This is a genomic window from Salmonella sp. SAL00670, from assembly GCF_046552235.1.
Taxonomy (GTDB): Bacteria; Pseudomonadota; Gammaproteobacteria; order Enterobacterales; family Enterobacteriaceae; genus Salmonella; species Salmonella enterica.
Map to the genome: position 1 here is coordinate 87175 of NZ_JBGDUO010000003.1, position 22609 is coordinate 109783.

The window sequence follows — 22609 nt, forward strand, 5'->3', positions numbered from 1 at the left end:
GTGGACTAAAAATGGCATTTGCCTCGTTAATTGAACGCCAGCGTATTCGCCTGCTGCTGGCGTTATTATTCGGCGCCTGCGGAACACTGGCTTTCTCTCCGTATGACGTCTGGCCCGCAGCGATAGTGTCGCTTATCGGGCTGCAGGCCTTAACGTTTAATCGCCGCCCGCTCCAGTCTGCCGCCATCGGCTATTGCTGGGGACTCGGACTTTTCGGCAGCGGGATTAACTGGGTTTATGTCAGTATCGCGCAGTTTGGCGGCATGCCGGGCCCGGTTAACGTTTTTCTGGTGGTGCTGCTTGCAGCTTATCTCTCGCTGTATACCGGACTGTTTGCCGGGATTTTGTCGCGCCTGTGGCCAAAAACCAACTGGCTGCGCGTCGCTATCGCCGCGCCTGCAATATGGCAAATCACCGAATTTTTACGCGGCTGGGTGCTGACCGGCTTCCCCTGGCTGCAATTTGGCTATAGTCAGGTCGATGGCCCGCTAAAAGGCCTGGCGCCGGTAATGGGCGTCGAAGCGATCAACTTCCTGCTGATGATGGTCAGCGGCCTGTTAGCGCTGGCACTGGCGACGCGGAACTGGCGTCCGCTGGCTGTCGCCGTGATTCTGTTTGCTTTGCCCTTTCCGCTACGTTATATCCAGTGGTTTACGCTGGAACCGGCCAAAGCGACCCAGGTATCGCTGGTGCAGGGCGATATTCCGCAGTCGCTGAAGTGGGACGAAAACCAGCTACTGAATACGCTAAAAATTTATCTCAACGAAACTCGCCCAGAGTTAGGCAAATCACAGATTATTATCTGGCCTGAGTCGGCGATTCCGGATCTCGAAATCAATCAGCAGCCTTTCCTTCGTTCGCTGGACGAGATGTTACGCGAAAAAAATAGCACGCTGATCACCGGTATTGTCGATGCGCGTCTCAATAAACAGAATCGATACGACACCTACAATACGATTATTACGTTGGGCAAGGATAATCCATACAGTTATGACTCGCCCAATCGCTACAATAAAAATCACCTTGTACCCTTTGGCGAGTTCGTTCCGCTGGAGTCTATCCTGCGTCCGCTGGCGCCGTTCTTCGATCTGCCCATGTCCTCCTTTAGCCGCGGCCCTTATATCCAGCCGCAGTTACATGCGCACGACTATAAGCTGACGGCGGCAATCTGTTATGAAATTATTCTTGGCGAGCAGGTGCGAGATAACTTCCGCCCGGACACCGACTACCTGCTGACGATTTCTAACGACGCCTGGTTTGGTAAGTCCATTGGCCCGTGGCAACATCTCCAGATGGCGCGGATGCGTTCGCTGGAGCTGGCGCGTCCGTTGCTGCGCAGTACTAATAACGGTATTACGGCGGTGATTGGCCCGCAGGGCGAAATTCAGGCGATGATCCCGCAGTTCACACGCCAGGTACTGACCACCCACGTCACGCCAACCACGGGGTTAACTCCCTATGCCCGTACCGGCAACTGGCCGCTATGGGTACTGACCGCGCTGTTTGCTTTTGGCGCGGTAGTGATGAGTCTGCGACAACGACGGAAATAATCTCTCCCCAGGCCGGATAGCGCTTCATTTATCCGGCCTGAAAATCCTCCTTTTTCCCCCATTCTGGCACGTCTATTGCTTTGTTAAACATGGCAAACCTGTTCTGGCTGCTTGTGCAACCTGGTCGCACCAAAATCGATCATCGGTAGCACCTGAACGGTGCAATGTAGGATTTTTGCCTCTGAACGGTGCGGCGCACTTCGCAAAAATAAACAATATCGCAGCAAAATATTTACAACAAGCCACACTAAATGTTAACAAACACACATAACACTGCACGCGCAAGTTGCAGGCAATAACAACATCACAATAGCTATCAATGCGTCGACGGCGCAGATGATAAAGGAGTTGGATATGCAATTACGTAAGCTAACCACAGCAATGCTGGTCATGGGACTGTCTGCGGGCCTTGCGCACGCAGAAGATGGCGCGCCTGCCGCTGGTAGCACCCTGGACAAGATCGCTAAAAATGGCGTGATCGTCGTCGGGCATCGCGAATCTTCTGTGCCCTTTTCTTATTACGACAACCAGCAGAAAGTGGTCGGCTATTCCCAGGACTACTCCAACGCCATTGTGGAAGCGGTAAAAAAGAAACTTAACAAGCCCGATCTGCAGGTGAAGCTGATCCCGATCACCTCGCAAAACCGTATTCCGCTGTTGCAAAACGGAACCTTCGATTTTGAATGTGGTTCAACGACTAACAACCTTGAGCGCCAGAAACAGGCCGCCTTCTCCGATACGATTTTCGTCGTCGGGACGCGACTGCTGACTAAAAAAGGCGGCGATATTAAAGATTTCCCGGATCTGAAAGGCAAAGCGGTCGTCGTCACCTCCGGGACGACCTCTGAAATTCTGCTGCATAAGCTTAACGAAGAGCAAAAGATGGGGATGCGTATTATTAGCGCGAAAGACCACGGTGACTCGTTCCGCACCCTGGAAAGCGGTCGCGCCGTCGCCTTTATGATGGATGACGCGCTGCTGGCCGGCGAGCGCGCCAAAGCCAAGAAACCGGATAACTGGGAGATTGTCGGTAAACCGCAGTCCCAGGAAGCCTACGGCTGTATGCTGCGTAAAAACGACCCTGAGTTTAAAAAGCTGATGGACGATACCATCGCCCAGGCGCAAACCTCCGGCGAAGCGGAAAAGTGGTTTGATAAGTGGTTTAAAAATCCGATCCCACCGAAAAACCTGAACATGAATTTCGAGTTGTCTGACGAGATGAAAGCCCTGTTCAAAGCACCGAATGATAAAGCGCTTAACTAACTAAAACTAAATGGGACGGGACTCCTGTCCTCTCGATTGTCGCTCAGCACGGACAGACTATAAGCCTGATGGTCGTTCCCCATCGGGCCTGAAGCCGCAAATCGCCGGGCAACAATCTTCGAGGGTAGCGCTGCTACCCTTTTTTTTCGGAGTAGATGTATGTCAATAGACTGGAACTGGGGTATTTTTTTACAGGAAGCCCCCTTCGGCAATACCACCTATCTCGGCTGGCTATGGAGTGGTTTTCAGGTCACCGTCGCCCTTTCGATTACCGCCTGGATTATCGCTTTCCTGGTAGGATCTATTTTCGGCATTTTACGTACCGTTCCCAACCGTTTCCTCTCCGGACTGGGCACGTTGTACGTAGAACTGTTCCGTAATGTGCCGCTGATCGTGCAATTCTTCACCTGGTACCTGGTGGTGCCTGAACTGTTGCCGGAAGATCTTGGCATGTGGTTTAAGGCGGAACTCGATCCCAATATTCAGTTTTTCCTCTCCTCAATGATCTGTCTGGGACTGTTTACCGCCGCCCGCGTTTGCGAACAGGTGCGCGCCGCGATTCAGTCTCTGCCTCGCGGGCAGAAGAACGCGGCGTTGGCGATGGGGCTAACGCTGCCGCAGGCTTATCGCTATGTCCTGCTGCCGAATGCCTATCGCGTTATCGTGCCGCCAATGACGTCAGAGATGATGAACCTGGTGAAAAACTCGGCTATTGCCTCAACCATCGGCCTGGTGGATATGGCGGCGCAGGCAGGCAAACTGTTGGATTACTCGGCGCACGCCTGGGAATCCTTCACCGCCATTACGCTGGCCTATGTGCTGATTAACGCCGTTATCATGCTGGTCATGAGCCTGGTTGAACGCAAAGTCCGCCTGCCGGGCAACGTGGGGAGCAAATAATGTACGAATTTGACTGGAGTTCGATTATCCCCTCACTGCCTTACCTGCTGGCCGGGTTGGTCATCACGCTGAAGATCACCGTCACCGCCGTTATCGTGGGGATAGTCTGGGGAACCATTCTGGCCGTCATGCGCCTCTCAAGCTTTGCCCCTATCGCCTGGTTTGCTAAAGCGTATGTTAACGTTTTCCGTTCCATCCCGTTGGTGATGGTGCTGCTGTGGTTCTATCTGATTGTACCCGGCTTTCTGCAAAACGTGCTGGGACTATCGCCGAAAACCGATATCCGCCTGATCTCCGCGATGGTGGCATTCTCTATGTTTGAAGCGGCCTACTATTCCGAGATTATTCGCGCCGGTATTCAAAGTATTTCCCGCGGGCAGTCCAGCGCCGCGCTGGCGCTGGGGATGACCCACTGGCAGTCGATGAAGCTCATTATTCTGCCGCAGGCGTTTCGGGCGATGGTGCCGCTGTTGCTTACGCAGGGCATCGTGCTATTTCAGGACACCTCTTTAGTTTATGTACTCAGCCTGGCGGACTTCTTCCGCACCGCGTCGACTATCGGCGAGCGTGACGGTACTCAGGTCGAAATGATTCTGTTCGCCGGCGCCGTTTATTTTGTTATCAGCCTGAGCGCGTCGTTGCTGGTCAGCTATTTGAAGAAAAGGACAGTTTAATGATTACCCTGAAAAATGTTTCAAAATGGTATGGTCACTTTCAGGTGCTGACCGATTGTTCAACAGAAGTGAAAAAAGGTGAGGTGGTGGTAGTCTGCGGGCCATCGGGTTCCGGTAAATCCACGCTGATTAAGACCGTCAATGGTCTGGAACCGGTGCAAAAAGGCGAAATTACCGTTAACGGCATTATAGTGAACGACAAAAAAACCGATCTGGCGAAACTGCGTTCCCGCGTAGGCATGGTATTCCAGCACTTCGAACTGTTTCCCCACCTGTCGATCATCGAAAACCTGACGCTGGCGCAGGTGAAAGTGCTGAAACGCGATAAGGCCGCCGCCCGCGATAAAGGCCTGAAGCTGTTGGAGCGCGTTGGCCTGTCTGCACATGCCAACAAGTTCCCGGCGCAGCTTTCCGGCGGCCAGCAGCAGCGCGTGGCGATCGCCCGCGCGCTATGTATGGACCCCATTGCCATGTTATTCGATGAACCGACTTCCGCGCTCGATCCGGAAATGATCAACGAGGTGCTGGACGTGATGGTCGAACTGGCGAACGAAGGGATGACTATGATGGTGGTGACGCACGAAATGGGCTTTGCCCGTAAAGTGGCTAACCGGGTGATCTTTATGGATGAAGGTAAAATCGTCGAAGATTCGCCAAAAGAGGAGTTCTTCGCTAACCCCAGTTCCGATCGCGCAAAAGACTTCCTTGCGAAAATCCTGCACTAATCTTCCCGGCGCGCACGTCAGAGTGCGCGCTATCTCACGCTTTACCGCTTCGCTTCTCGAAACGTATCCAGCCGGGCGTTAACCTTGTCACAAAGTACCGCTTACAAGGAGCCACAATGGCACTGCCCATTATTATTGATTGCGATCCGGGTCATGATGACGCGATCGCCCTCGTTCTCGCCCTCGCCTCCCCTGAACTGGAAGTGAAAGCGATCACCTCTTCCGCCGGTAACCAGACGCCGGAGAAGACCCTGCGCAACGTGCTGCGGATGCTGACACTGCTCAAACGCCCGGATATTCCGGTGGCGGGCGGCGCGGTGAAACCTCTCATGCGCGAACTGATTATCGCCGATAACGTTCACGGCGAAAGCGGCCTCGACGGCCCGGCGCTGCCCGAGCCGTCATTCGCCCCGCAAAGCGGCACTGCCGTTGAGCTGATGGCAAAAACACTGCGCGAGAGCTCACAGCCGGTCACCATCGTCTCTACTGGCCCACAGACCAACGTGGCGCTGCTGCTGAATAGCCATCCGGAACTGCATACGAAAATCGCCCGCATTGTGATCATGGGCGGCGCAATGGGATTGGGTAACTGGACGCCCGCTGCGGAATTTAATATTTACGTCGACCCGGAAGCGGCAGAAATTGTCTTCCAGTCAGGCATTCCGGTGGTGATGGCCGGGCTGGACGTCACCCATAAGGCGCAGATTCACGCCGCCGATATCGAGCGTTTCCGCGACATCGGCAATCCAATTTCGACGATCGTGGCTGAACTACTCGACTTCTTCTTTGAATACCACAAAGACGAAAAATGGGGATTTGTCGGCGCGCCGCTGCACGACCCTTGCACCATCGCCTGGCTGCTGAAACCTGAGATTTTCACCACCGTTGAGCGTTGGGTTGGCGTGGAAACCCAGGGGAAATACACCCAGGGGATGACGGTGGTGGATTATTATTTCCTGACGGGGAATAAGCCGAATGCGACGGTGATGGTGGATGTAGATCGCCAGGGATTTGTCGATTTGCTGGCGGAACGGCTGCAATACTACGCATAAAGCGCAAAGTAGAATCCAGGGATGAACAGCGATGTTTTGGCGTAACAATAGACCTGAAATCAGCCTGCTACAGCACGATGTAGCCCATATAACGTTTTCAGTACGTAACGGAAAAGCATTGCTTCGTCCCTGCGTTATCCACGCTCCCGACTCTGACGCCGGTATTCATACGCTTTCCTGGCATGGCTCGCCGCTGATTCGTTTTTTCTCTGAATCCTGGTGCCCAACCTGCGCAGAATTTGTTTATGCCGGTTTTAGCAATGATGATGAAGGCGCCGCGCAGTTTTTATCCTCACTTGCCGAGTGGAATCAGCCAGGAGTCGGGTTGAACGAAGCATTTACCGCCCTGACGCCGCTGTTTTCACTCTTTGCCGATGGCTATTACCGGCTGGAAGAACGCGAACTTTATCCGACGGATGGCAACGGGCATTTTTTCTGGGCGGTGGGTAACGAAAAACAACCGAATCCCGCTACCACAGGGCAGTGGATTGCTGACGTGGACTATCACTACCAGTCCGGCGAACCCTGTTTTTTACTGCCAGGCCAGCCCCCATCGCGATTTAACCCACAACGCGCCGGGTATTATCGCGATAAGCCAGAGAGCCACGCGCTGGCCTGGTATATGAATGACAGCTGGCTTTGCGTCCTGCTTGATGGTCACCATAAAGCCACCGCCGCCGCGCTGGAAGGCCGGCCCGTGAAGACCTGGGTCATCAGCCAGCCGGTGGCGATGACATGCTACGAGACGCGACAGCAATACCTGCGATTTTATGACGGCGAGCGCCTGGAAGAAGCCCAGTTTCAGCGCCGCATCCCCCTGAAAATACAGTACGAAAAACTACCGCCATCCCTTTGGGAGGATTACTTTACTCGCCATGACGAACGTTATACCCGCGTCAACTGGCCGAACGCATTGGCTAACTGCGCGGCGAATTATCCCAATCTTGCGGCCTGCGCAGACATTATTGCCGCAGGCGATCTGAGCGAGGCCGGCCTCAACAAAATCATGGCGCAAGGGATCACCGAAGAGGGATTTCCCGCCGTACTGTTACGCGCGCTGTTTTATACCCATTCTCCCTTGTTGATTGATTTTGTCCGTTTTCTGACTCGCGCACCCGGTTATGCCTGCCACTACCCGCTGGCGTTTCATTTACTGGCCCAGAAACGCACGCCACAGGCCGATGCTTTTTTCCTCGATTTCGCCATCAATGATGACGGCGAGCGCCCGGAGTTGACGAACATTATGGATGAATACTTTCGCCAGGCGTGACATTGATAAAGATCACCACGCCAGAGGGTGGTGTTCTTTATTCTATAAACTCTCTTTCCCGATAAATTAAACGCAATGGATAATGCAACGTTAGCGATTGGTATCGATCTCGGCACCACTAATAGTTTAATCGCCGTCTGGCAAGACGGAGCCGCACAATTAATACCTAATAAATTTGGTGAATATTTAACACCATCCATAATTAGTATGGATGAAAATAAACAAATTCTGGTGGGAAAACCTGCCGCAGCTCGTAAAACATCTCATCCAGATAAAACCGCTGCCTTATTTAAACGCGCAATGGGCAGTAATACTCACTGGCATTTGGGTGAAGAGTCGTTTAATGCGCCGGAATTATCTTCGCTGGTTTTACGCTCGCTGAAAGAAGATGCGGAAGACTACCTTCAGCAGCCAATCAAGGACGTCGTGATCTCGGTTCCGGCTTATTTCAGCGATGAGCAGCGGAAGCATACACGACTTGCCGCTGAGCTTGCGGGGTTAAACGCCGTGCGTTTGATCAATGAACCCACGGCGGCGGCAATGGCTTATGGCCTGCATACGCAGCAAAACAGCCGTTCGCTGGTTTTCGATCTGGGGGGCGGAACCTTTGATGTGACCGTTCTGGAATACGCTACGCCGATTATCGAAGTTCACGCCTCCGCTGGCGATAACTACCTCGGCGGCGAAGATTTCACGCATTTGTTACTTGATGAAGTGCTGAAACGCTGGAACCTCGATAAATCAGCGCTGACGGATAGCGATCTGGCTGCGCTGTATGCCTGTGTTGAAGCCGCAAAATGCGCCAGCAGCTCCCCGCTGCGCATGAGCTGGCTTTATCAGGAGAGCGTTCTGGAAAGCACGTTTTATGACGATGAGCTGGAAGCCCTGTGGCTACCGTTGCTCAACCGGCTGCGCACGCCCATTGAGCAGGCGCTGCGCGACTCCCGACTCAAACCGGAGCAAATTGACAGCCTGGTGCTGGTCGGCGGCGCGTCACAGATGCCGCTGGTGCAACGCATCGCGGTGCGCTTATTCGGTAAATTGCCCTATCAAAGTTACGATCCCAGCACCATCGTGGCGCTTGGCGCCGCAACTCAGGCCGCCTGTCGCCTGCGCCATGAAGACGTTGAAGAAGTGATCCTCACGGATATCTGCCCCTACTCGCTGGGCGTAGAGGTCAACCGACAGGGCGTGCCTGGCATCTTCTCGCCCATCATTGAACGCAATACCACCGTTCCGGTGTCAAAAGTGGAAACGTACTCCACCATGCACCCTGAGCAGGACTCTATTTGCGTCAGGGTATACCAGGGCGAAAGCCATAAGGTGAAAAATAATATCCTGATCGATTCTTTTGACGTCATGCTGAAGCCGAACGGGCACATTCAGGCCATTGATATTCGTTTTAGCTACGATATTAATGGTCTGCTGGAAGTTGACGTGCTGCTGGAAGACGGCAAGAGTGAATCCAGAATCATCAGTCACAATGCCACCTCACTGACGACGCAGCAAATCGACGCCAGCCGCGAGCGGCTGCTGGCGCTGAAAATTTATCCCCGCGATATGCTGATTAACCGGACGTTTAAAGCACAGTTAGAGGAGCAGTGGTCACGCGCGTTAGGCGATGAGCGCGAAATGCTGGGGGAGATTATTACCGATTTCGACGCGGCCCTGCTGTCTAATGATATGCAGCGCGTCGATGACGTGCGCCGTCGCGCCTGTGAATATCTGGGTATTGACGAGCCGAAAGCGCCGTAACGGCGCTTTCACTGCCCCTGTTCAGAAAAAATGGAAGAATCGATTTAACGCGCAGACAATCAACGCGATCAAACCGACAATCTTCATGATTTTCATCACCCCGCCAGATTCCGTCTGACGGGGTGCTTCGGTTTTCGCTTCAGAAGACAATTTTGTCTCTTCTTTCTCAGCCGCCAGCCTGAGCTCTTCCGCCAGCTCCTTTTTGTCGCGAATATCGCCTGGCTTCATGGCGATTTTTGATGACAATGCCTGGGTTATCAGCGCCTCCAGCGGACAGGATTGCCCCTCCTCCAGCCGGATCAGCAGGCGAAAAAAGGGCTTTTCTTTGGGAAACGCTTCCAGCACCACCTGCTCCGCCGTCCGGTACAGATCCAACAGCGGCGTTTCGGGTTCCCCCTGGGTACTCAGCCGTGAATTTGCCCACGCCATCGCTTTTCGCTTATAAAACAGGGAGTCAACAAATGAACGCCCCAGCGGTGATAACCTACCGCTGTGCAAAATGTCGGCCCACAGTAAACGCGTGCGCGCACTTTCACCGGGCACATATTCGGCATCCGCCATACAGCGCGCTTCGACCGCCATCACCGCCAGCGGGAAGAAATCAGGCCGGTGCTGGCGGCACCAGCCCAGCAACAGGTCGTCCGCCTGCGTGGAGGGGTAACGCTGCCAGAAATCGCAAAGATCGGCCAACAAGCTTTCCCCTTCACCGCAGAGCAAACGCTGTTTGCACAGGTAATAGTGCGCATCTTCGTTATCCGGCTCCGCGGCCTGCCAGCGACGAGCAATATCGACCAGTTCGGCCATGCCCCACTGCTCGGCGCTAAACCAGTGTAATAGTTTACGATGCAGCTGTTTATCATCGGGAATTATCCAGGCTCCCTGAACCTGCAGAGCGTCGGCAAAATGTTCGGGATAAAAGCGCCAGATACGCTCAAGCTTAAAAAAATAGGCGTCAGTTTGGTCTTGAACAACAAGAGGCAATTTGGCCAGACTTAGCAGATCAAACGCATCGCCCCGCTTTACGGTCTCCAGAAATGCTTCCAGCTCTTCTCCCTCAGCATCATCGTCTGCTTCCTGCGGCTGCCAGTTCAGACGCTGCGCCAACAATGCCAGGCAAGACAGCGAGATCGTTTCCGTTTTCATGGCGATGTCGCACAACTGCCAGCGCAGCTTATCTATCTCATCCATTGAACACTGGTTCAATTGCTGAATAAATTTCTGCCATGCCGAGGGCTGAAAGCGATCGCGCTCTGATGCCAGCAATTCCCTGAACGCCACCAGTATTACATGTTCGTCGCCCACCTCTTCCGTTTTTGCGTCCTCCGCAGGCGAGGCGGCCCAATGCTGCGCTTCTTCATAGGCCTGGCGCAATCGCTTAAAACCCTGCGGATCGCTCTCAGGGTGGAATGAGGGCAACAGGGCAAGATAAGCCTGACGGATACATTCCAGATCGGTGGTAGGTTCAATGCCCAGGATTTCCCAACAGATATTCATAAATCGCTCACTCCTTTAAGCGTTTCCGGGCATGTCGGTTGTTCGTTGAGCGGACGCCACGGTAGCTGCGCATAATAACTCTCTGTCGTAGAGGCCAGTTCATTAAATATCCGCGCGCCTGAAGCGTCGTACTTTAGGTGAGCGAAATATGCCTGTATGGTGTCCCCTTTAGCCTGCCAGTACAGCCGACCCAACGAATAGGCGGCAAAATATTGCGTCCAACCGTCGTAAAAATAGTACGCCCGCGCATAGATACGCGATTGCAGCCACAGGCTTTCCTCTTCCGTCAGCCATTGATTCAACACCCCCATCCGGCATAAAAACCCCATACGCACATAGTCCCAAGCTTTAATGCCGCCACGCCCGCAGCATAGTGCGGTTTCGGCAACAAATCGCGCATAAATCTGGCCCTGCTCGCCAAACTGCGCGGTAAATTCGCGCCATTGACGAGGAGATAGCGTAAACCAGCGGATATAAAAGGGAGCCAAATCTGCCGCATGACCATCGTCCGTCATCCGATAGATGGTTTGAATAAGATCTTCACGGTTATCAATCCCCCATGAATCGGAGAGATCGACAGCAGGAATTCCGGTATACATTGCTGGAGAGGTATGCGAAGGCTCATTGCCGATATATAGCACCTCCATCGGTGTGGAGAGCGCAAAAAGTAAATATTGTTCTTCCTTGTCCATATTCGATATCCCTAATGCATAAACTGGCGTAATACATGGCCGACAACGCCAATAAATAAAATGATTTTAATCACCTGCCAGAGGCCAAAGCCGCCGCCAGATTCCTCCACACTCTGCGAAGTCACTGTCGTCACCGGTTCTTCATCTGCGACTACAGCTTCACACGGTGTGGCGACAGCCGCAGCCCGCCCCAGCAACCCGCGAATAACCAGCGCTTCCAACGGGCAGATATCCGGCGCATCAAGCTTCGTTACCAGACTCTGTAACAATGCCGCTGACGGCTCCTCGGCGCACGCCAGGCTATCCGCCACCTGATACAACAGCCAGTATGGATGCTGGCTATGCGCCTCACTCATCGCTGGCGCGCCATAATTCAAACGCCGCGCAATAAAACTTTCGCTTAGCGGCGATAATGCGCCGCTGTGCAGCGCCTCGGCCCACAGCAAGCAGGTACGGGCGCTGGAGCCGGGAATATAGAGCAGCGGTTCGCCATCGATATCGACCTGCTCGCGCGTCTCAACCGCCATCACCAGCAGCGGGAAAAAGTCCGGCCGATGCTGGCGACACCAGCGCAGCAACAGATCGTCAAGCTGGGTAGAAGGATACGCCCACCACTGCGCGTAAAGTTCTGGCAGCAGGCTATCGCCTTCACCGCAGAATACGCGCTGGGCTAAGTAGTAATAACCCGGCGTCTGGCTATCGGGTTCAGCTTCCTGCCATGCCAGGGCGACAGGCAGCAGCTCCGCAATACCCCAGTGCAAGGTGCTGAACCAGCGTAACAGACGTCGTTGAAAGCGTAGATTGTCCGGGATAATCCAGGCGCCGTGCTGGGCCATAAGTTGGGCGAAATAGAGAGGATGCTCGAAAAAGGTGTTGTCCAGGGCATCATAAAAAGCAATGGTCTGGTTTTGTACCGCCACTGGCAAATGCAGCAATAGCGAATAATCAAACAGGTCGCCACGGCGGATTTCAAACAAAAGATCCTCCACCTCCTCGGCATCGACATCTCGATTATCACTCCCCTGTTCCCAGGCCAGGCGATCTGACAGCAGTTTCAGACACGAGTACGAAATAGGAAAGGTCTTCATCGCGATAGCGCACAGCCACCAGCGCGATTTTTCGACCTGTGAAATCGATAATTTATTGATCTGTTGGATAAACTCCTGCCATGCCTGCGGCTGAAAGCGCCGTTCGCCATCCGCCAGCAAATCACCGAATATCTCCCTGAGATAATTCACCCACGGGGTATCGGCATCCTCATCAACCACCGTAATGGCGGGCGATGTTGTCCCCTGCAATGCATTCTCATAGGCTTCTCGCAATTGCTTAAAACCCTGCGGATCGGTTTCCGGATGAAATGACGGCAGCAGCGCCAGATAAGCCTGACGAATGGCGTCGGTATCCGTGGTAGCCTCAATGCCAAGGACTTGCCAACAGGTTTTCATAGATCGCTCACCTCCTGAAGCGTGTCCGGGCATTCAGGGTAATGGGGCAGGTAGCGCCACGGCAGCGTGGCGTAAAAACTGTCCTTCCCGGCGATCAGTTTATTCATCATACGTCGCCCCGCGTCATCAAACTCCTTACGGGCGAATGTCTCGCGTAGCAGCGGTAGGTTATCGCCATTCCGTAACTGCCAGTACAAACGCCCGGTGTAATAAGCGCTGAAGTACGGCAACCAGCCGGAATAATAGCTGAGCGCGCGAAGCTGTATCCGCGACTGCAGCCACAGGCTCTCCTCTTCCGTCAGCCATTCATTGAGCACGCCCATGCGGCAGAGAAATCCCATCCGCACATAATCCCAGCTGCGAATACCGCCTTCGCCGCAACACACGGCGGTATCGGCGACGAATCGGGCATAAATGCGATCTCCCTCGTCCAGCGCGTCGGTATACTCCTGCCACTCCTGCGGCGCATACCTAAACCAGCGGCGATATAGCCATTCCAGTTGCGTGGCATGACCGTCATCCGTCATGCGGGAAATGGTCTGAAGCAGTTCATCGCGATTTTCAATACCCCACGACGATTCAAGATCGAAACGTTTTACACCTAAATACATTTTCGGTGACGAATGTGAAGGTAAACAGTCCTCGTTCAATACTTCCATCGGCGAGGAAAGTGCAAAGAGTAAATATTGTGATTCTTTATCCATAATAAATCGCCAAAATATATTCACACCACAAATAAAAACGCAATTGAAAACTAAAATAGAGTACAACAAAGCCAAATCGCAATATATTATTAATCTAAAAAACAATGGCGGGATAAATTAAAAAATGAATCATTCCATAACCAGTCATCCCTGCGACAACGTATCTTTAGCACAATTAACCGAACTGGCGCAGTCAGGAAATAGTGAAGCTCAATATATATTAGGCCGTTTATATAATGACGAACGTATAGATGGCAGCGAAGAGGATAAGCTCTCTTTTTATTGGTTGCAGCAGGCAGCTGAACAAGGACACTGCGAGGCACAATATTGGCTCGGCTTACGATACAAAGACACGCCTACCGACATGAAAGATAATACGCTGGCTTTATTCTGGTCAGAAAAAGCCGCACAGCAAGGACACCGCCACGCTTTCAACACATTAGGCTGGGTTCAGGAAGGAGAAACCGGGATGGCGCCAGATTATGCCCAGGCCGTTGCCTGGTATCGCAAAGGAGCAGAACAGAGCCACAACCTTGCGCAATATAATCTCGGGAGAATGTATCATTCAGGAACTGGCGTAGAGCAAAATGATACACAGGCACTCTACTGGTTTAAACAGGCAGCATTACAAGGCCATTGCGCCAGCCAGGAAAGACTGGCGTATATGTATGGCAATGGGAAAGGATGTCGGAAAAATTTATCCCTTGCCGCCCTTTGGTACAAGAAGAGCGCGCTACAAGAGAGCAGCTACTCGCAATATCAGATGGGCTATTGTTATTACATCGGAAAAGGTATCAAACAAGATTACCAGCAGGCAATATACTGGTTTCGAAAAGCGGCAGACCAGGGTGACGATGATGCCTATAACAGTATCGGCTGGATGTACAAATGCGGTCATGGCGTCGAGCAAAATTATTCGCTAGCACTAGAATGGTTCCACAAATCAGCAGAATGTAACAATTCATCGGGCTGGTACAACCTCGGATGCATGTACAGAGATGGATACGGTACCGCACAAGACCTACAACAAGCGCTCTACTGGTTCAAAAAAGCACAGCCCACGGGCAAATGGAACGTCGACGAAGAGATCCGCAAACTGGAAGCCCAACTGCACGCTTAACATGGCGGACGGCAACCGTCCGCTCACGATAATGAACCTTACGGCTCAAACGGCCTGCGCTGGAACTGATCGTGCCCACACTTCGGGCAGAGCGGCAGCACATCCGGCGTGTAAACCGCCAGATGATAGTGGCATTTCTCGCACACCAGATTCCCCAATCCCACCACTTCGCCACTGTGATACACGCCGTGGTGATTCAAATCCTGGAATACCTCGCGCCATTCCAGCTGGGTTTTGTCGGTAATGTCCGCCAGTTCCTGCCAGAGACTCTCTTTAATCACCCGTAAGAAGACGCTATCGTCCTGGCTCTCTTCGTAGCTCATGGCGAACTCTTCCAGATCGCGTCTGACAGCGCGCGTCAGTTCGTCCACCTCGGTTCGCGTTAACTCCCCTGTTTGCATCACGCGCTGGCGCGCCTGCTCCACCAGCGCATCAATGTCGCGCTCGCCATTGCGTAAACGCTCGCTTAATGAGGCCACCAGTTCACGGTAATATTGAGCAACCTTGTTCATCACTTCACCTCTTGGATCGTTAACTGCCTATAATAATAGACGTTATTTGCGTTACGCTTTGCAAGGCTGCCCACAGAGTCTGTAAATTCTTGTCAGGCCGACTCGCGTATCCAGCGCGTCAGCGAGGTACGATCGACATTTAACCGTTTCGCCACTAACGATTTATTATCCCTTTCCGCCTCTAATAATTTTCTCAAAATACGCAGGCGAATCGTTTTATAATCGCCAGCCAGCATCTGGCAGTCGTGGCAGGTACTTGGCTCGCGTCGGCTCCCCTCTTCCAGATCGTCCAGCAAGAGGCGGCCCTCATCCAGCGTTGCCGGGGAGTGATCAATAGAGAGCACCAGCCGTTCGATAATATTGCTTAACTGCCTGACGTTTCCGGGCCAGGCGAAGCGCTGAAGCTCTTGCCACAGCGCCGGGGTTAACGTTAGTGCCGGGCGTTTATAATGCTGGCTGAAACTAGTAAGCAGCGACAGGCCGATGGCTTTGATATCCTCCGGACGTTTGCGTAGCGGGATAGTGGTTACTTTTAATACGTTAAGCCGATAATAAAGATCTTCGCGAAATGTCCCGTCCGCAATGAGCTTCGTTAACGTCTGATTGGTCGCCGCAATCACGCGAATATCAACAGGTATCATCTGGTCTGAGCCCAGCCGCATAATCTGCCGCTCCTGCAATACCCGTAATAAGCGCGTCTGTAGCGGTTTATCCAGCTCGCTAATCTCATCCAGAAAAATGGTACCGTGGTGCGCTAATTCAAACAGGCCTATTTTGCCTTTCGGCGACGCGCCGGTAAATGCGCCGGCGACATAGCCAAAGAGTTCGCTCTCCAGAATCTGAGGGGCCATCGCGCCGCAGTTAATGGCGACAAACGGGCCGTTGACGCGTTGGCTGGCATTATGAATACTTTGCGCCAGCACCTCTTTTCCCGTCCCGCTTTCGCCATTAATTAAGATAGTCGCGTCCGTACCGGCATAATTTTTAATGATCGCCAGAAGACGCAGCATTTCCGGGTTTTCGGTAAGCAGATCGTCGAAATGATAGCGGGCGCTCAAGCCGCGGCGAGACAGTTCCTGGCGGCGAACATGATGTTCCGCCCCCTGTAAACTGGAGACGGTTTGCATCGTCAACACTACCCGGCTTAACTGTCTGGCCGCAAATACCGGATACAGATTAACCACCATCGCGCCTTGCGGCGTATCGACGACTTTCGCGCTGACGGTTTTTCCCTCACGTAATGTATGCCGCTCCTGGTGCAATACCTGTTTCAGGAAAGATGCGTCATAAATCTCACCGGAGGCGTTAATTTTAAAAAGTTGGCTCGCATATTTATTGTAATGCAGTAACGCGCCGGTATCATCAAGCGTGATAACAGCTTTATCAAACTGATCGAGAATCAGCTGCAGATGATGACGCTCGAGTAATTGGCTGCGAAAAGCCAGATATAATGAGCGGGCTTCTTCCAGAGCTTCGGTTATTGAGGCTGGGCTGGAATCAAGTAAACGGAATTGCGAGCCCAGCGGTGAAAAATAATCCTGACAAACGGTATCGCCAACAATGCAATCTAATGGCGTGGACGCTAATTGTTGCTTCAGGCAAGAAATCGTTTCTTTATCATTTCCCTGTAAGGTAAAAATTTTATAGTTAATATTTAACTGTTCCGCTACGCGCGCGCATCCTTTGATCACACTGGAAAAGCCGACAATACCGACAGTGCCTTTTTGTCCTTTAAAAGGGATAAGCGCATCAAGAATGTCGTAGCCGGACATTTTAATTTCGACTACCGGTAATTTACTGTGCTTTTTTAATATTTCCGCACAGCCGCCACGACTAATCAGTACCTGGTGCCCACGGGACTCTAATAAAGGTAGCTCATCCAGGATACGATTAAGCGTCGTTTGATGAATAGTGACGGCGTAATCCAACTGCGCGACCAGCGCCTCGGCAGCCTTTGCCAGTTGCGGGTAAGGAGAGACAAAACAGAGAGGAGATGCGGCTATATCTTTCGTCTTATTCATCACTCACCATCCTGTTGGTTTATGAACGGGCGAGACCGCCCGTCGTGATTTATTTTCCGCCGAAACGCTAACCGCCTGCGGCGGCTGGGTTCAGTTTACGATCGTAGCGTTTTTTTATCCATACGGTCAGGAAGGGGGCGCACAGAGCGGTAATAATCGTCGAGGCCGCCACCTGCGCCGCCGCCGTCGACGCCAGGTCGGTAAAATGCGGATCGAGCAGCGCGATTGCCGCTGGCGTCGCGACAGCGTTGCCAGAGGTGGTGGATACCGCCGCGCCTGCCACGCCGCTGCCTCCCGTCAGACGATCGGCGAAAATATTAAAAAATCCGCCAATCGCCACCGTCATGAGTCCCAGTAAAATGCCTGAAGAACCTGCCGTGATAAGTCTTGCGAAATCAATACCGTATCCTAACCCAAAGGCAAAAAAGGGAATCGTTACCACGCTGCCCTGTTTAAGAAACTTGCGCATGTCCTCATCCAGATTACCCAAAATCATGCCAATGATAATGGGAATAATAACCGCCACCAGATTCATAAAGGGTATCGACACCATGCCTGCCGATCCTAACGCCAGCATGGTGAAAAAGGGACCATCGTTCAACGATATTACCGCAATCGCGCCGCCGTCGGTTTCATCGCCGTACTCCCCCACCAACGCGGCATATAACCCACTGTTTGAGTTGGTCATCGCCGAAATAATCGCTAAAGCCGACAGACCTAATAACCCATCCGGGCCGCAAAATTTTCCGACCAGAATGCCAATAATCACGCCGCTGGCAAATTTCGCAAAGGTGATCGCAGCGCCTTTTTTCAGCGCTTTCGGCGCGGCTTTAAACTGGATATCCGCGCCCATACAGACTAAAAACATGCCTAAAATCGCCATTGCGCCATGCGAAATAGAGGTGACAAAACCGCCTATTTCCAGCGCCTCCGGCGCAAAGGTTTTAAACAATGCGCCGATGATCAGCGGTACAACCATCATACCACCAGGAAAACGTTCCAGTGTTTTTTTAATTTTCATAGCTTATTCCCAGGAGATAACCGGACAGCTTGTGCTGCCCGATTTGGTATCAGAACGTCGGCGCGATCTTATAAATAGAGAATTCGTTATGACCTAAATCTTCTGATTTAGTCGTTTTCCCATTCGCGACGCGTAAAATTTCCTGATAAATTTCCTCGCCCATTTGCGTAATAGAAGCCTCGCCAGACATAATGGCGGACACATCAATATCAATATTGTCCTGCATCATTTCCCACGTTGCTTTATTACCCGTAATTTTTATTACCGGCGCTATTGGGTTACCGGCAGGCGTTCCGCGACCGGTAGTAAAAATAACGATCTGCGCTCCACCCGCCACCATGCCGGAAATAGATTCAATATCCTGCCCCGGGGTATCCATAATCCACAGGCCCGGATGCGTTGGGCTATCGGCATATTCCAGTACGCCCTGTAGCGGCGCATGACCTGCTTTATGCATACAGCCTAACGATTTTTCTTCAATGGTAGTCAGCCCGCCTTTAATATTGCCCGGCGTCGGCTGTCCCCCGCGAATATCCTCGCCCAGCGCTTTTGCTCGCGCCTCGCAGCCGACCACTAAATCAATGAGCTGTTGACCAACCTCCGGCGTCACCGCGCGTTTCGCCATCACATGCTCGGCGCCAATAAATTCCGTCGTTTCAGAAAGAATTGAGCTTCCGCCACAGCGTATCAGCTTATCCGAGGCGACCCCGCAGGAAGGGTTAGACGCCAGCCCCGATGTCGTATCTGACCCGCCGCACTCCATCGCCAGCAGCAGCTCGCTAACCGGCGCTTGCTGCGGTTTTTGCATGGAGAGTTGTTGCGCATAGTCGCGGGCCAGCGAAATCCCCCTGGCCTGACATTTAAGCGTGCCGCCCTCTTCCTGAATGGTAATGCAGGAAGTCGGTTTGCCAAATGCGGTAATCTCTTCTGCGATGCGCAGCGGCTCCGCGCCTTCACAGCCTAAGCCCACAACCACAATAGCGCCGACGTTGGGATTATTCGCCACATTAATCAATGTCTTTTCCGTCAGACGCGCATCGCCTGCTACCTGGCAGCAGCCAAAATCGTTATTCACCCATGTCGCGCCTTTTACCTGCCGGGCAATATCCCGGGCAACTTTATTCGCACAAACGCTGGTAGGTAAAATCAGTACATAATTACGGATGCCAAAACGGCCGTCAGGGCGGCGGAAACCCAAAAAAGTCTCATTGCTCATAATCATTTTCCCTTGTTTTATATTATTTCCAGTCACCACGTCCGCGTTCGCTTTCCACATTGTGGACGTGCACATAGTCGCCACTTTTTATTTCCTGAGTGGCGCGGCCAATAGATTCGCCATATTTATAAACTTCGCCATGAAAAGGCACATCGCAGATGGCGAATTTGTGGCCAAATGGCACATCCTGATGTAACACAACGCTTATCTCGCGTTCGCCAATGAACATTGTGGCGGTTTCGCCGGCCTTGAGCGCCGTAATAGCCGTCGCGACGCAATCCTGAGGGTGAATCACCACTGCATTTTTTTTCACGATTAACTCCTTTGCTTTAGTCCTGTCCTCCCTAATCAAAAGGCGTGCCATTTTTTAATTGTATGTTTTATATGACTTTATTTTTATGGGCCGATCTGGCGGTGACAGGAACTGCGGTAATTTGCCTCAGTCGTGTCGCATTTTGCGTCACCTCCTCACGGACGCCTGGCGCGACAAATGTTCTACCCCCTGTTTTGACGTGCGTGTTTGGGCTATGCTATGCGGATCTAAACACCACCTCTAAAGCTACATTTGTAGCTGTATCGAAAACAGGACTACTGGCTGCCATGCAAGAGCAATACCGCCCGGAAGAGATAGAATCCAAAGTACAGCTTCACTGGGATGAGAAGCGCACATTTGAAGTGACCGAAGACGAGAGCAAAGAGAAGTATTACTGCCTGTCGATGCTTCCCTATCCTTCTGGCCGACTACACATGGGCCACGTACGTAACTACACCATCGGCGACGTGGTTGCCCGCTACCAGCGTATGCTGGGCAAAAACGTGCTGCAGCCAATCGGCTGGGACGCCTTCGGCCTGCCGGCGGAAGGCGCGGCGGTGAAGAACAACACCGCGCCGGCGCCGTGGACGTACGACAACATCGCGTACATGAAAAACCAGCTCAAAACGCTGGGTTTTGGCTATGACTGGAGCCGTGAAATCGCGACCTGCACCCCGGAATACTACCGTTGGGAACAGAAGTTCTTCACCGAGCTGTATAAAAAAGGCCTGGTGTACAAGAAGACTTCTGCCGTTAACTGGTGCCCGAACGATCAGACCGTTCTCGCCAACGAACAGGTGATCGACGGCTGCTGCTGGCGCTGCGACACCAAAGTTGAGCGTAAAGAGATCCCACAGTGGTTTATCAAAATCACCGCTTACGCAGACGAGCTGTTGCGCGATCTGGATAAGCTGGACCACTGGCCTGATACCGTAAAAACGATGCAGCGCAACTGGATTGGCCGCTCTGAAGGCGTGGAAATCACCTTCGATGTGAAGGGTTACGATAACACGCTGACCGTCTATACCACCCGTCCGGATACCTTTATGGGCGCCACCTACCTGGCAGTGGCCGCCGGTCATCCGCTGGCGCAAAAAGCGGCGGCGAATAACGCCGAGCTGGCGGCGTTCATCGACGAATGCCGTAACACCAAAGTGGCCGAAGCCGAAATGGCGACCATGGAGAAAAAAGGCGTCGACACCGGCTATAAAGCGATTCATCCGTTAACTGGCGAAGAGATCCCGGTCTGGGCGGCAAACTTTGTGCTGATGGAGTACGGCACTGGCGCGGTGATGGCCGTTCCGGGTCACGATCAGCGCGACTACGAATTTGCCTCCAAATACGGTTTGACCATCAAGCCGGTGATTCTGGCCGCCGACGGTTCCGAGCCGGATCTTTCCGAACAGGCGCTGACCGAAAAAGGCGTGCTGTTTAACTCCGGCGAGTTCGACGGTCTGGCCTTTGAAGCGGCGTTTAACGCCATTGCCGATAAACTGGCGGAAAAAGGCGTCGGCGAACGTAAAGTGAACTATCGTCTGCGTGACTGGGGCGTTTCCCGTCAGCGTTACTGGGGCGCGCCGATCCCGATGGTCACCCTGGAAGACGGCACCGTGCTGCCGACACCGGAAGATCAACTGCCGGTTATTCTGCCGGAAGATGTCGTCATGGACGGCATCACCAGCCCGATTAAAGCCGATCCTGAGTGGGCGAAAACCACCGTTAACGGTATGCCGGCGCTGCGTGAAACCGACACCTTCGACACCTTTATGGAATCGTCATGGTACTACGCGCGTTACACCTGCCCGCAGTATCAGGAAGGAATGCTGGATTCGAAAGCGGCAAACTACTGGCTGCCGGTCGACATCTACATCGGCGGTATTGAACATGCCATCATGCACCTGCTCTACTTCCGCTTCTTCCATAAGCTGATGCGCGATGCGGGCATGGTCACCTCTGACGAGCCGGCTAAACAGTTGCTGTGCCAGGGCATGGTACTGGCGGATGCGTTCTATTATGTCGGCGAGAACGGCGAACGTAACTGGGTTTCGCCAGTTGACGCTATCGTCGAGCGCGATGAAAAAGGCCGCATTGTCAAAGCAAAAGACGCAGCGGGTCATGAGCTGGTCTACACTGGCATGAGTAAAATGTCCAAGTCGAAAAATAACGGTATCGACCCGCAGGTAATGGTTGAACGTTATGGCGCGGACACGGTACGCCTGTTTATGATGTTCGCTTCTCCGGCGGATATGACTCTGGAATGGCAGGAGTCCGGCGTAGAAGGCGCAAACCGCTTTATTAAACGCGTCTGGAAGCTGGTTTACGAACACACCGCTAAAGGTCCTGTCGCGGCGCTGAACGTCGATGCGCTGAGCGAAGATCAAAAAGCGCTGCGTCGCGATGTGCATAAAACCATTGCCAAAGTGACCGATGATATCGGCCGCCGTCAGACGTTCAACACCGCCATTGCGGCGATCATGGAGTTGATGAACAAACTGGCGAAAGCCCCGCAGGAAGGCGAACAAGACCGCGCACTGCTTCAGGAAGCGCTGCAGGCCGTCGTGCGTATGCTTAACCCGTTCACGCCGCACGTCTGCTTTACCTTGTGGCAGGAGCTGGGTGGCGAAGGCGATATCGACAACGCGCCGTGGCCGGTAGCCGACGAGCAGGCAATGGTGGAAAACACCACGCTGGTTGTCGTGCAGGTTAACGGTAAAGTTCGCGGTAAGATCACCGTTGCGGTGGATGCCACCGAAGAACAGGTGCGTGAACGTGCAGGCCAGGAACATCTGGTGGCAAAATATCTTGATGGCGTTACCGTGCGTAAAGTGATTTACGTTCCGGGTAAACTCCTCAATCTGGTTGTTGGCTAAGCGCGGGAGGAA

The 22609-nt window shown here is 52.9% G+C and carries 19 protein-coding genes; 10 read left to right on the forward strand and 9 right to left on the reverse strand.

The window, feature by feature from the left end; all coding sequences use genetic code 11:
• Positions 1–11: 11 nt before the first annotated feature.
• The 8 genes from lnt (at position 12) to hscC (ending at position 9189) form a co-directional block, all read left to right on the forward strand.
• On the forward strand, positions 12–1550 hold the full coding sequence (lnt, locus tag ACLJRS_RS11425) for an apolipoprotein N-acyltransferase (protein WP_064013327.1): 1539 nt from the start codon (positions 12–14) through the stop codon (positions 1548–1550).
• Between the two features lie 354 nt (positions 1551–1904).
• Positions 1905–2813, forward strand: coding sequence for an amino acid ABC transporter substrate-binding protein (locus ACLJRS_RS11430; RefSeq protein WP_001518176.1), 909 nt, complete (start codon positions 1905–1907; stop codon positions 2811–2813).
• Positions 2814–2972: 159 nt separating this feature from the next.
• Positions 2973–3713 carry a glutamate/aspartate ABC transporter permease GltJ gene (gene gltJ / locus ACLJRS_RS11435; protein WP_000020930.1) on the forward strand — a complete coding sequence of 247 codons (741 nt, stop codon included), beginning with the start codon at positions 2973–2975 and terminating at the stop codon, positions 3711–3713.
• The gene (gene gltK / locus ACLJRS_RS11440; protein WP_000272794.1) at positions 3713–4387 is read left to right on the forward strand and encodes a glutamate/aspartate ABC transporter permease GltK; all 675 of its coding nucleotides are present in this window, start codon (positions 3713–3715) and stop codon (positions 4385–4387) included. Before gltJ ends, gltK begins: the two co-directional genes overlap by 1 nt.
• Positions 4387–5112 carry a glutamate/aspartate ABC transporter ATP-binding protein GltL gene (gltL, locus tag ACLJRS_RS11445; RefSeq protein WP_000631369.1) on the forward strand — a complete coding sequence of 242 codons (726 nt, stop codon included), beginning with the start codon at positions 4387–4389 and terminating at the stop codon, positions 5110–5112. The genes gltK and gltL overlap by 1 nt, the downstream gene beginning before the upstream one ends.
• A gap of 116 nt (positions 5113–5228) precedes the next feature.
• Positions 5229–6164, forward strand: coding sequence for a pyrimidine-specific ribonucleoside hydrolase RihA (gene rihA, locus ACLJRS_RS11450; protein ID WP_001207435.1), 936 nt, complete (start codon positions 5229–5231; stop codon positions 6162–6164).
• A gap of 31 nt (positions 6165–6195) precedes the next feature.
• Positions 6196–7434 (forward strand): hypothetical protein, encoded by a 1239-nt coding sequence (locus ACLJRS_RS11455; protein ID WP_000498870.1) that lies wholly within the window; start codon positions 6196–6198, stop codon positions 7432–7434.
• Between the two features lie 75 nt (positions 7435–7509).
• Positions 7510–9189: a molecular chaperone HscC gene (gene hscC / locus ACLJRS_RS11460; protein ID WP_000368034.1), complete on the forward strand. Its 1680-nt coding sequence runs from the start codon at positions 7510–7512 to the stop codon at positions 9187–9189.
• 21 nt (positions 9190–9210) lie between these two features.
• Here hscC and ACLJRS_RS11465 read toward each other — a convergent pair whose 3' ends face one another.
• From ACLJRS_RS11465 to ACLJRS_RS11480, 4 genes are read right to left on the reverse strand one after another with little or no spacing between them, the layout of a single operon-like run.
• Entirely contained in the window at positions 9211–10683 is a 1473-nt protein-coding gene (locus ACLJRS_RS11465; RefSeq protein WP_001017763.1) for a J domain-containing protein, read from the reverse strand.
• Positions 10680–11375, reverse strand: coding sequence for a DUF1266 domain-containing protein (locus ACLJRS_RS11470; protein ID WP_001672594.1), 696 nt, complete (start codon positions 11373–11375; stop codon positions 10680–10682). Before ACLJRS_RS11470 ends, ACLJRS_RS11465 begins: the two co-directional genes overlap by 4 nt.
• A gap of 11 nt (positions 11376–11386) precedes the next feature.
• Entirely contained in the window at positions 11387–12820 is a 1434-nt protein-coding gene (locus tag ACLJRS_RS11475; RefSeq protein ID WP_000845196.1) for a J domain-containing protein, read from the reverse strand.
• Entirely contained in the window at positions 12817–13524 is a 708-nt protein-coding gene (locus ACLJRS_RS11480; protein WP_001575803.1) for a DUF1266 domain-containing protein, read from the reverse strand. Before ACLJRS_RS11480 ends, ACLJRS_RS11475 begins: the two co-directional genes overlap by 4 nt.
• A 124-nt stretch (positions 13525–13648) precedes the next feature.
• Between ACLJRS_RS11480 and ACLJRS_RS11485 the strand changes: the two genes are divergently transcribed.
• The gene (locus ACLJRS_RS11485) at positions 13649–14644 is read left to right on the forward strand and encodes a tetratricopeptide repeat protein (RefSeq protein WP_001016627.1); all 996 of its coding nucleotides are present in this window, start codon (positions 13649–13651) and stop codon (positions 14642–14644) included.
• 38 nt (positions 14645–14682) lie between these two features.
• Here the strand turns inward: ACLJRS_RS11485 and ACLJRS_RS11490 are convergent, their stop codons facing one another.
• The 5 genes from ACLJRS_RS11490 to ACLJRS_RS11510 all read right to left on the reverse strand — a co-directional run bounded on the left by ACLJRS_RS11490 (position 14683) and on the right by ACLJRS_RS11510 (position 19778).
• The gene (locus ACLJRS_RS11490) at positions 14683–15156 is read right to left on the reverse strand and encodes a zinc ribbon-containing protein (protein ID WP_001044884.1); all 474 of its coding nucleotides are present in this window, start codon (positions 15154–15156) and stop codon (positions 14683–14685) included.
• 92 nt (positions 15157–15248) lie between these two features.
• Positions 15249–17177, reverse strand: a complete 1929-nt coding sequence (locus tag ACLJRS_RS11495) for a sigma 54-interacting transcriptional regulator (protein WP_410957810.1) — start codon at positions 17175–17177, stop codon at positions 15249–15251.
• Positions 17178–17244: 67 nt separating this feature from the next.
• Positions 17245–18198: a 2-keto-3-deoxygluconate permease gene (locus ACLJRS_RS11500; RefSeq protein ID WP_000694477.1), complete on the reverse strand. Its 954-nt coding sequence runs from the start codon at positions 18196–18198 to the stop codon at positions 17245–17247.
• A gap of 49 nt (positions 18199–18247) precedes the next feature.
• On the reverse strand, positions 18248–19420 hold the full coding sequence (locus tag ACLJRS_RS11505; RefSeq protein ID WP_001675440.1) for a UxaA family hydrolase: 1173 nt from the start codon (positions 19418–19420) through the stop codon (positions 18248–18250).
• Between the two features lie 16 nt (positions 19421–19436).
• Positions 19437–19778, reverse strand: a complete 342-nt coding sequence (locus ACLJRS_RS11510) for a UxaA family hydrolase (protein WP_001574029.1) — start codon at positions 19776–19778, stop codon at positions 19437–19439.
• A 236-nt stretch (positions 19779–20014) separates the two neighbouring features.
• On the opposite strand from ACLJRS_RS11510, the gene leuS reads away from it, so the two are divergent.
• Entirely contained in the window at positions 20015–22597 is a 2583-nt protein-coding gene (leuS, locus tag ACLJRS_RS11515) for a leucine--tRNA ligase (RefSeq protein WP_001157916.1), read from the forward strand.
• Positions 22598–22609: the final 12 nt, after the last annotated feature.

Bases quoted from the DNA above. Each gene is read 5' to 3' on its own strand.
- ACLJRS_RS11505 (WP_001675440.1), bottom strand. From the start codon at position 19,420: ATGATTATGAGCAATGAGACTTTTTTGGGTTTCCGCCGCCCTGACGGC.
- ACLJRS_RS11430 (WP_001518176.1), top strand. From the start codon at position 1,905: ATGCAATTACGTAAGCTAACCACAGCAATGCTGGTCATGGGACTGTCT.
- ACLJRS_RS11485 (WP_001016627.1), top strand. From the start codon at position 13,649: ATGAATCATTCCATAACCAGTCATCCCTGCGACAACGTATCTTTAGCA.
- ACLJRS_RS11455 (WP_000498870.1), top strand. From the start codon at position 6,196: ATGTTTTGGCGTAACAATAGACCTGAAATCAGCCTGCTACAGCACGAT.
- ACLJRS_RS11475 (WP_000845196.1), bottom strand. From the start codon at position 12,820: ATGAAAACCTGTTGGCAAGTCCTTGGCATTGAGGCTACCACGGATACC.
- gltJ (WP_000020930.1), top strand. From the start codon at position 2,973: ATGTCAATAGACTGGAACTGGGGTATTTTTTTACAGGAAGCCCCCTTC.
- ACLJRS_RS11470 (WP_001672594.1), bottom strand. From the start codon at position 11,375: ATGGACAAGGAAGAACAATATTTACTTTTTGCGCTCTCCACACCGATG.
- ACLJRS_RS11490 (WP_001044884.1), bottom strand. From the start codon at position 15,156: ATGAACAAGGTTGCTCAATATTACCGTGAACTGGTGGCCTCATTAAGC.
- gltK (WP_000272794.1), top strand. From the start codon at position 3,713: ATGTACGAATTTGACTGGAGTTCGATTATCCCCTCACTGCCTTACCTG.
- leuS (WP_001157916.1), top strand. From the start codon at position 20,015: ATGCAAGAGCAATACCGCCCGGAAGAGATAGAATCCAAAGTACAGCTT.
- ACLJRS_RS11510 (WP_001574029.1), bottom strand. From the start codon at position 19,778: ATGGCACGCCTTTTGATTAGGGAGGACAGGACTAAAGCAAAGGAGTTA.
- ACLJRS_RS11465 (WP_001017763.1), bottom strand. From the start codon at position 10,683: ATGAATATCTGTTGGGAAATCCTGGGCATTGAACCTACCACCGATCTG.
- gltL (WP_000631369.1), top strand. From the start codon at position 4,387: ATGATTACCCTGAAAAATGTTTCAAAATGGTATGGTCACTTTCAGGTG.
- lnt (WP_064013327.1), top strand. From the start codon at position 12: ATGGCATTTGCCTCGTTAATTGAACGCCAGCGTATTCGCCTGCTGCTG.
- ACLJRS_RS11500 (WP_000694477.1), bottom strand. From the start codon at position 18,198: ATGAAAATTAAAAAAACACTGGAACGTTTTCCTGGTGGTATGATGGTT.
- ACLJRS_RS11495 (WP_410957810.1), bottom strand. From the start codon at position 17,177: ATGAATAAGACGAAAGATATAGCCGCATCTCCTCTCTGTTTTGTCTCT.
- ACLJRS_RS11480 (WP_001575803.1), bottom strand. From the start codon at position 13,524: ATGGATAAAGAATCACAATATTTACTCTTTGCACTTTCCTCGCCGATG.
- hscC (WP_000368034.1), top strand. From the start codon at position 7,510: ATGGATAATGCAACGTTAGCGATTGGTATCGATCTCGGCACCACTAAT.
- rihA (WP_001207435.1), top strand. From the start codon at position 5,229: ATGGCACTGCCCATTATTATTGATTGCGATCCGGGTCATGATGACGCG.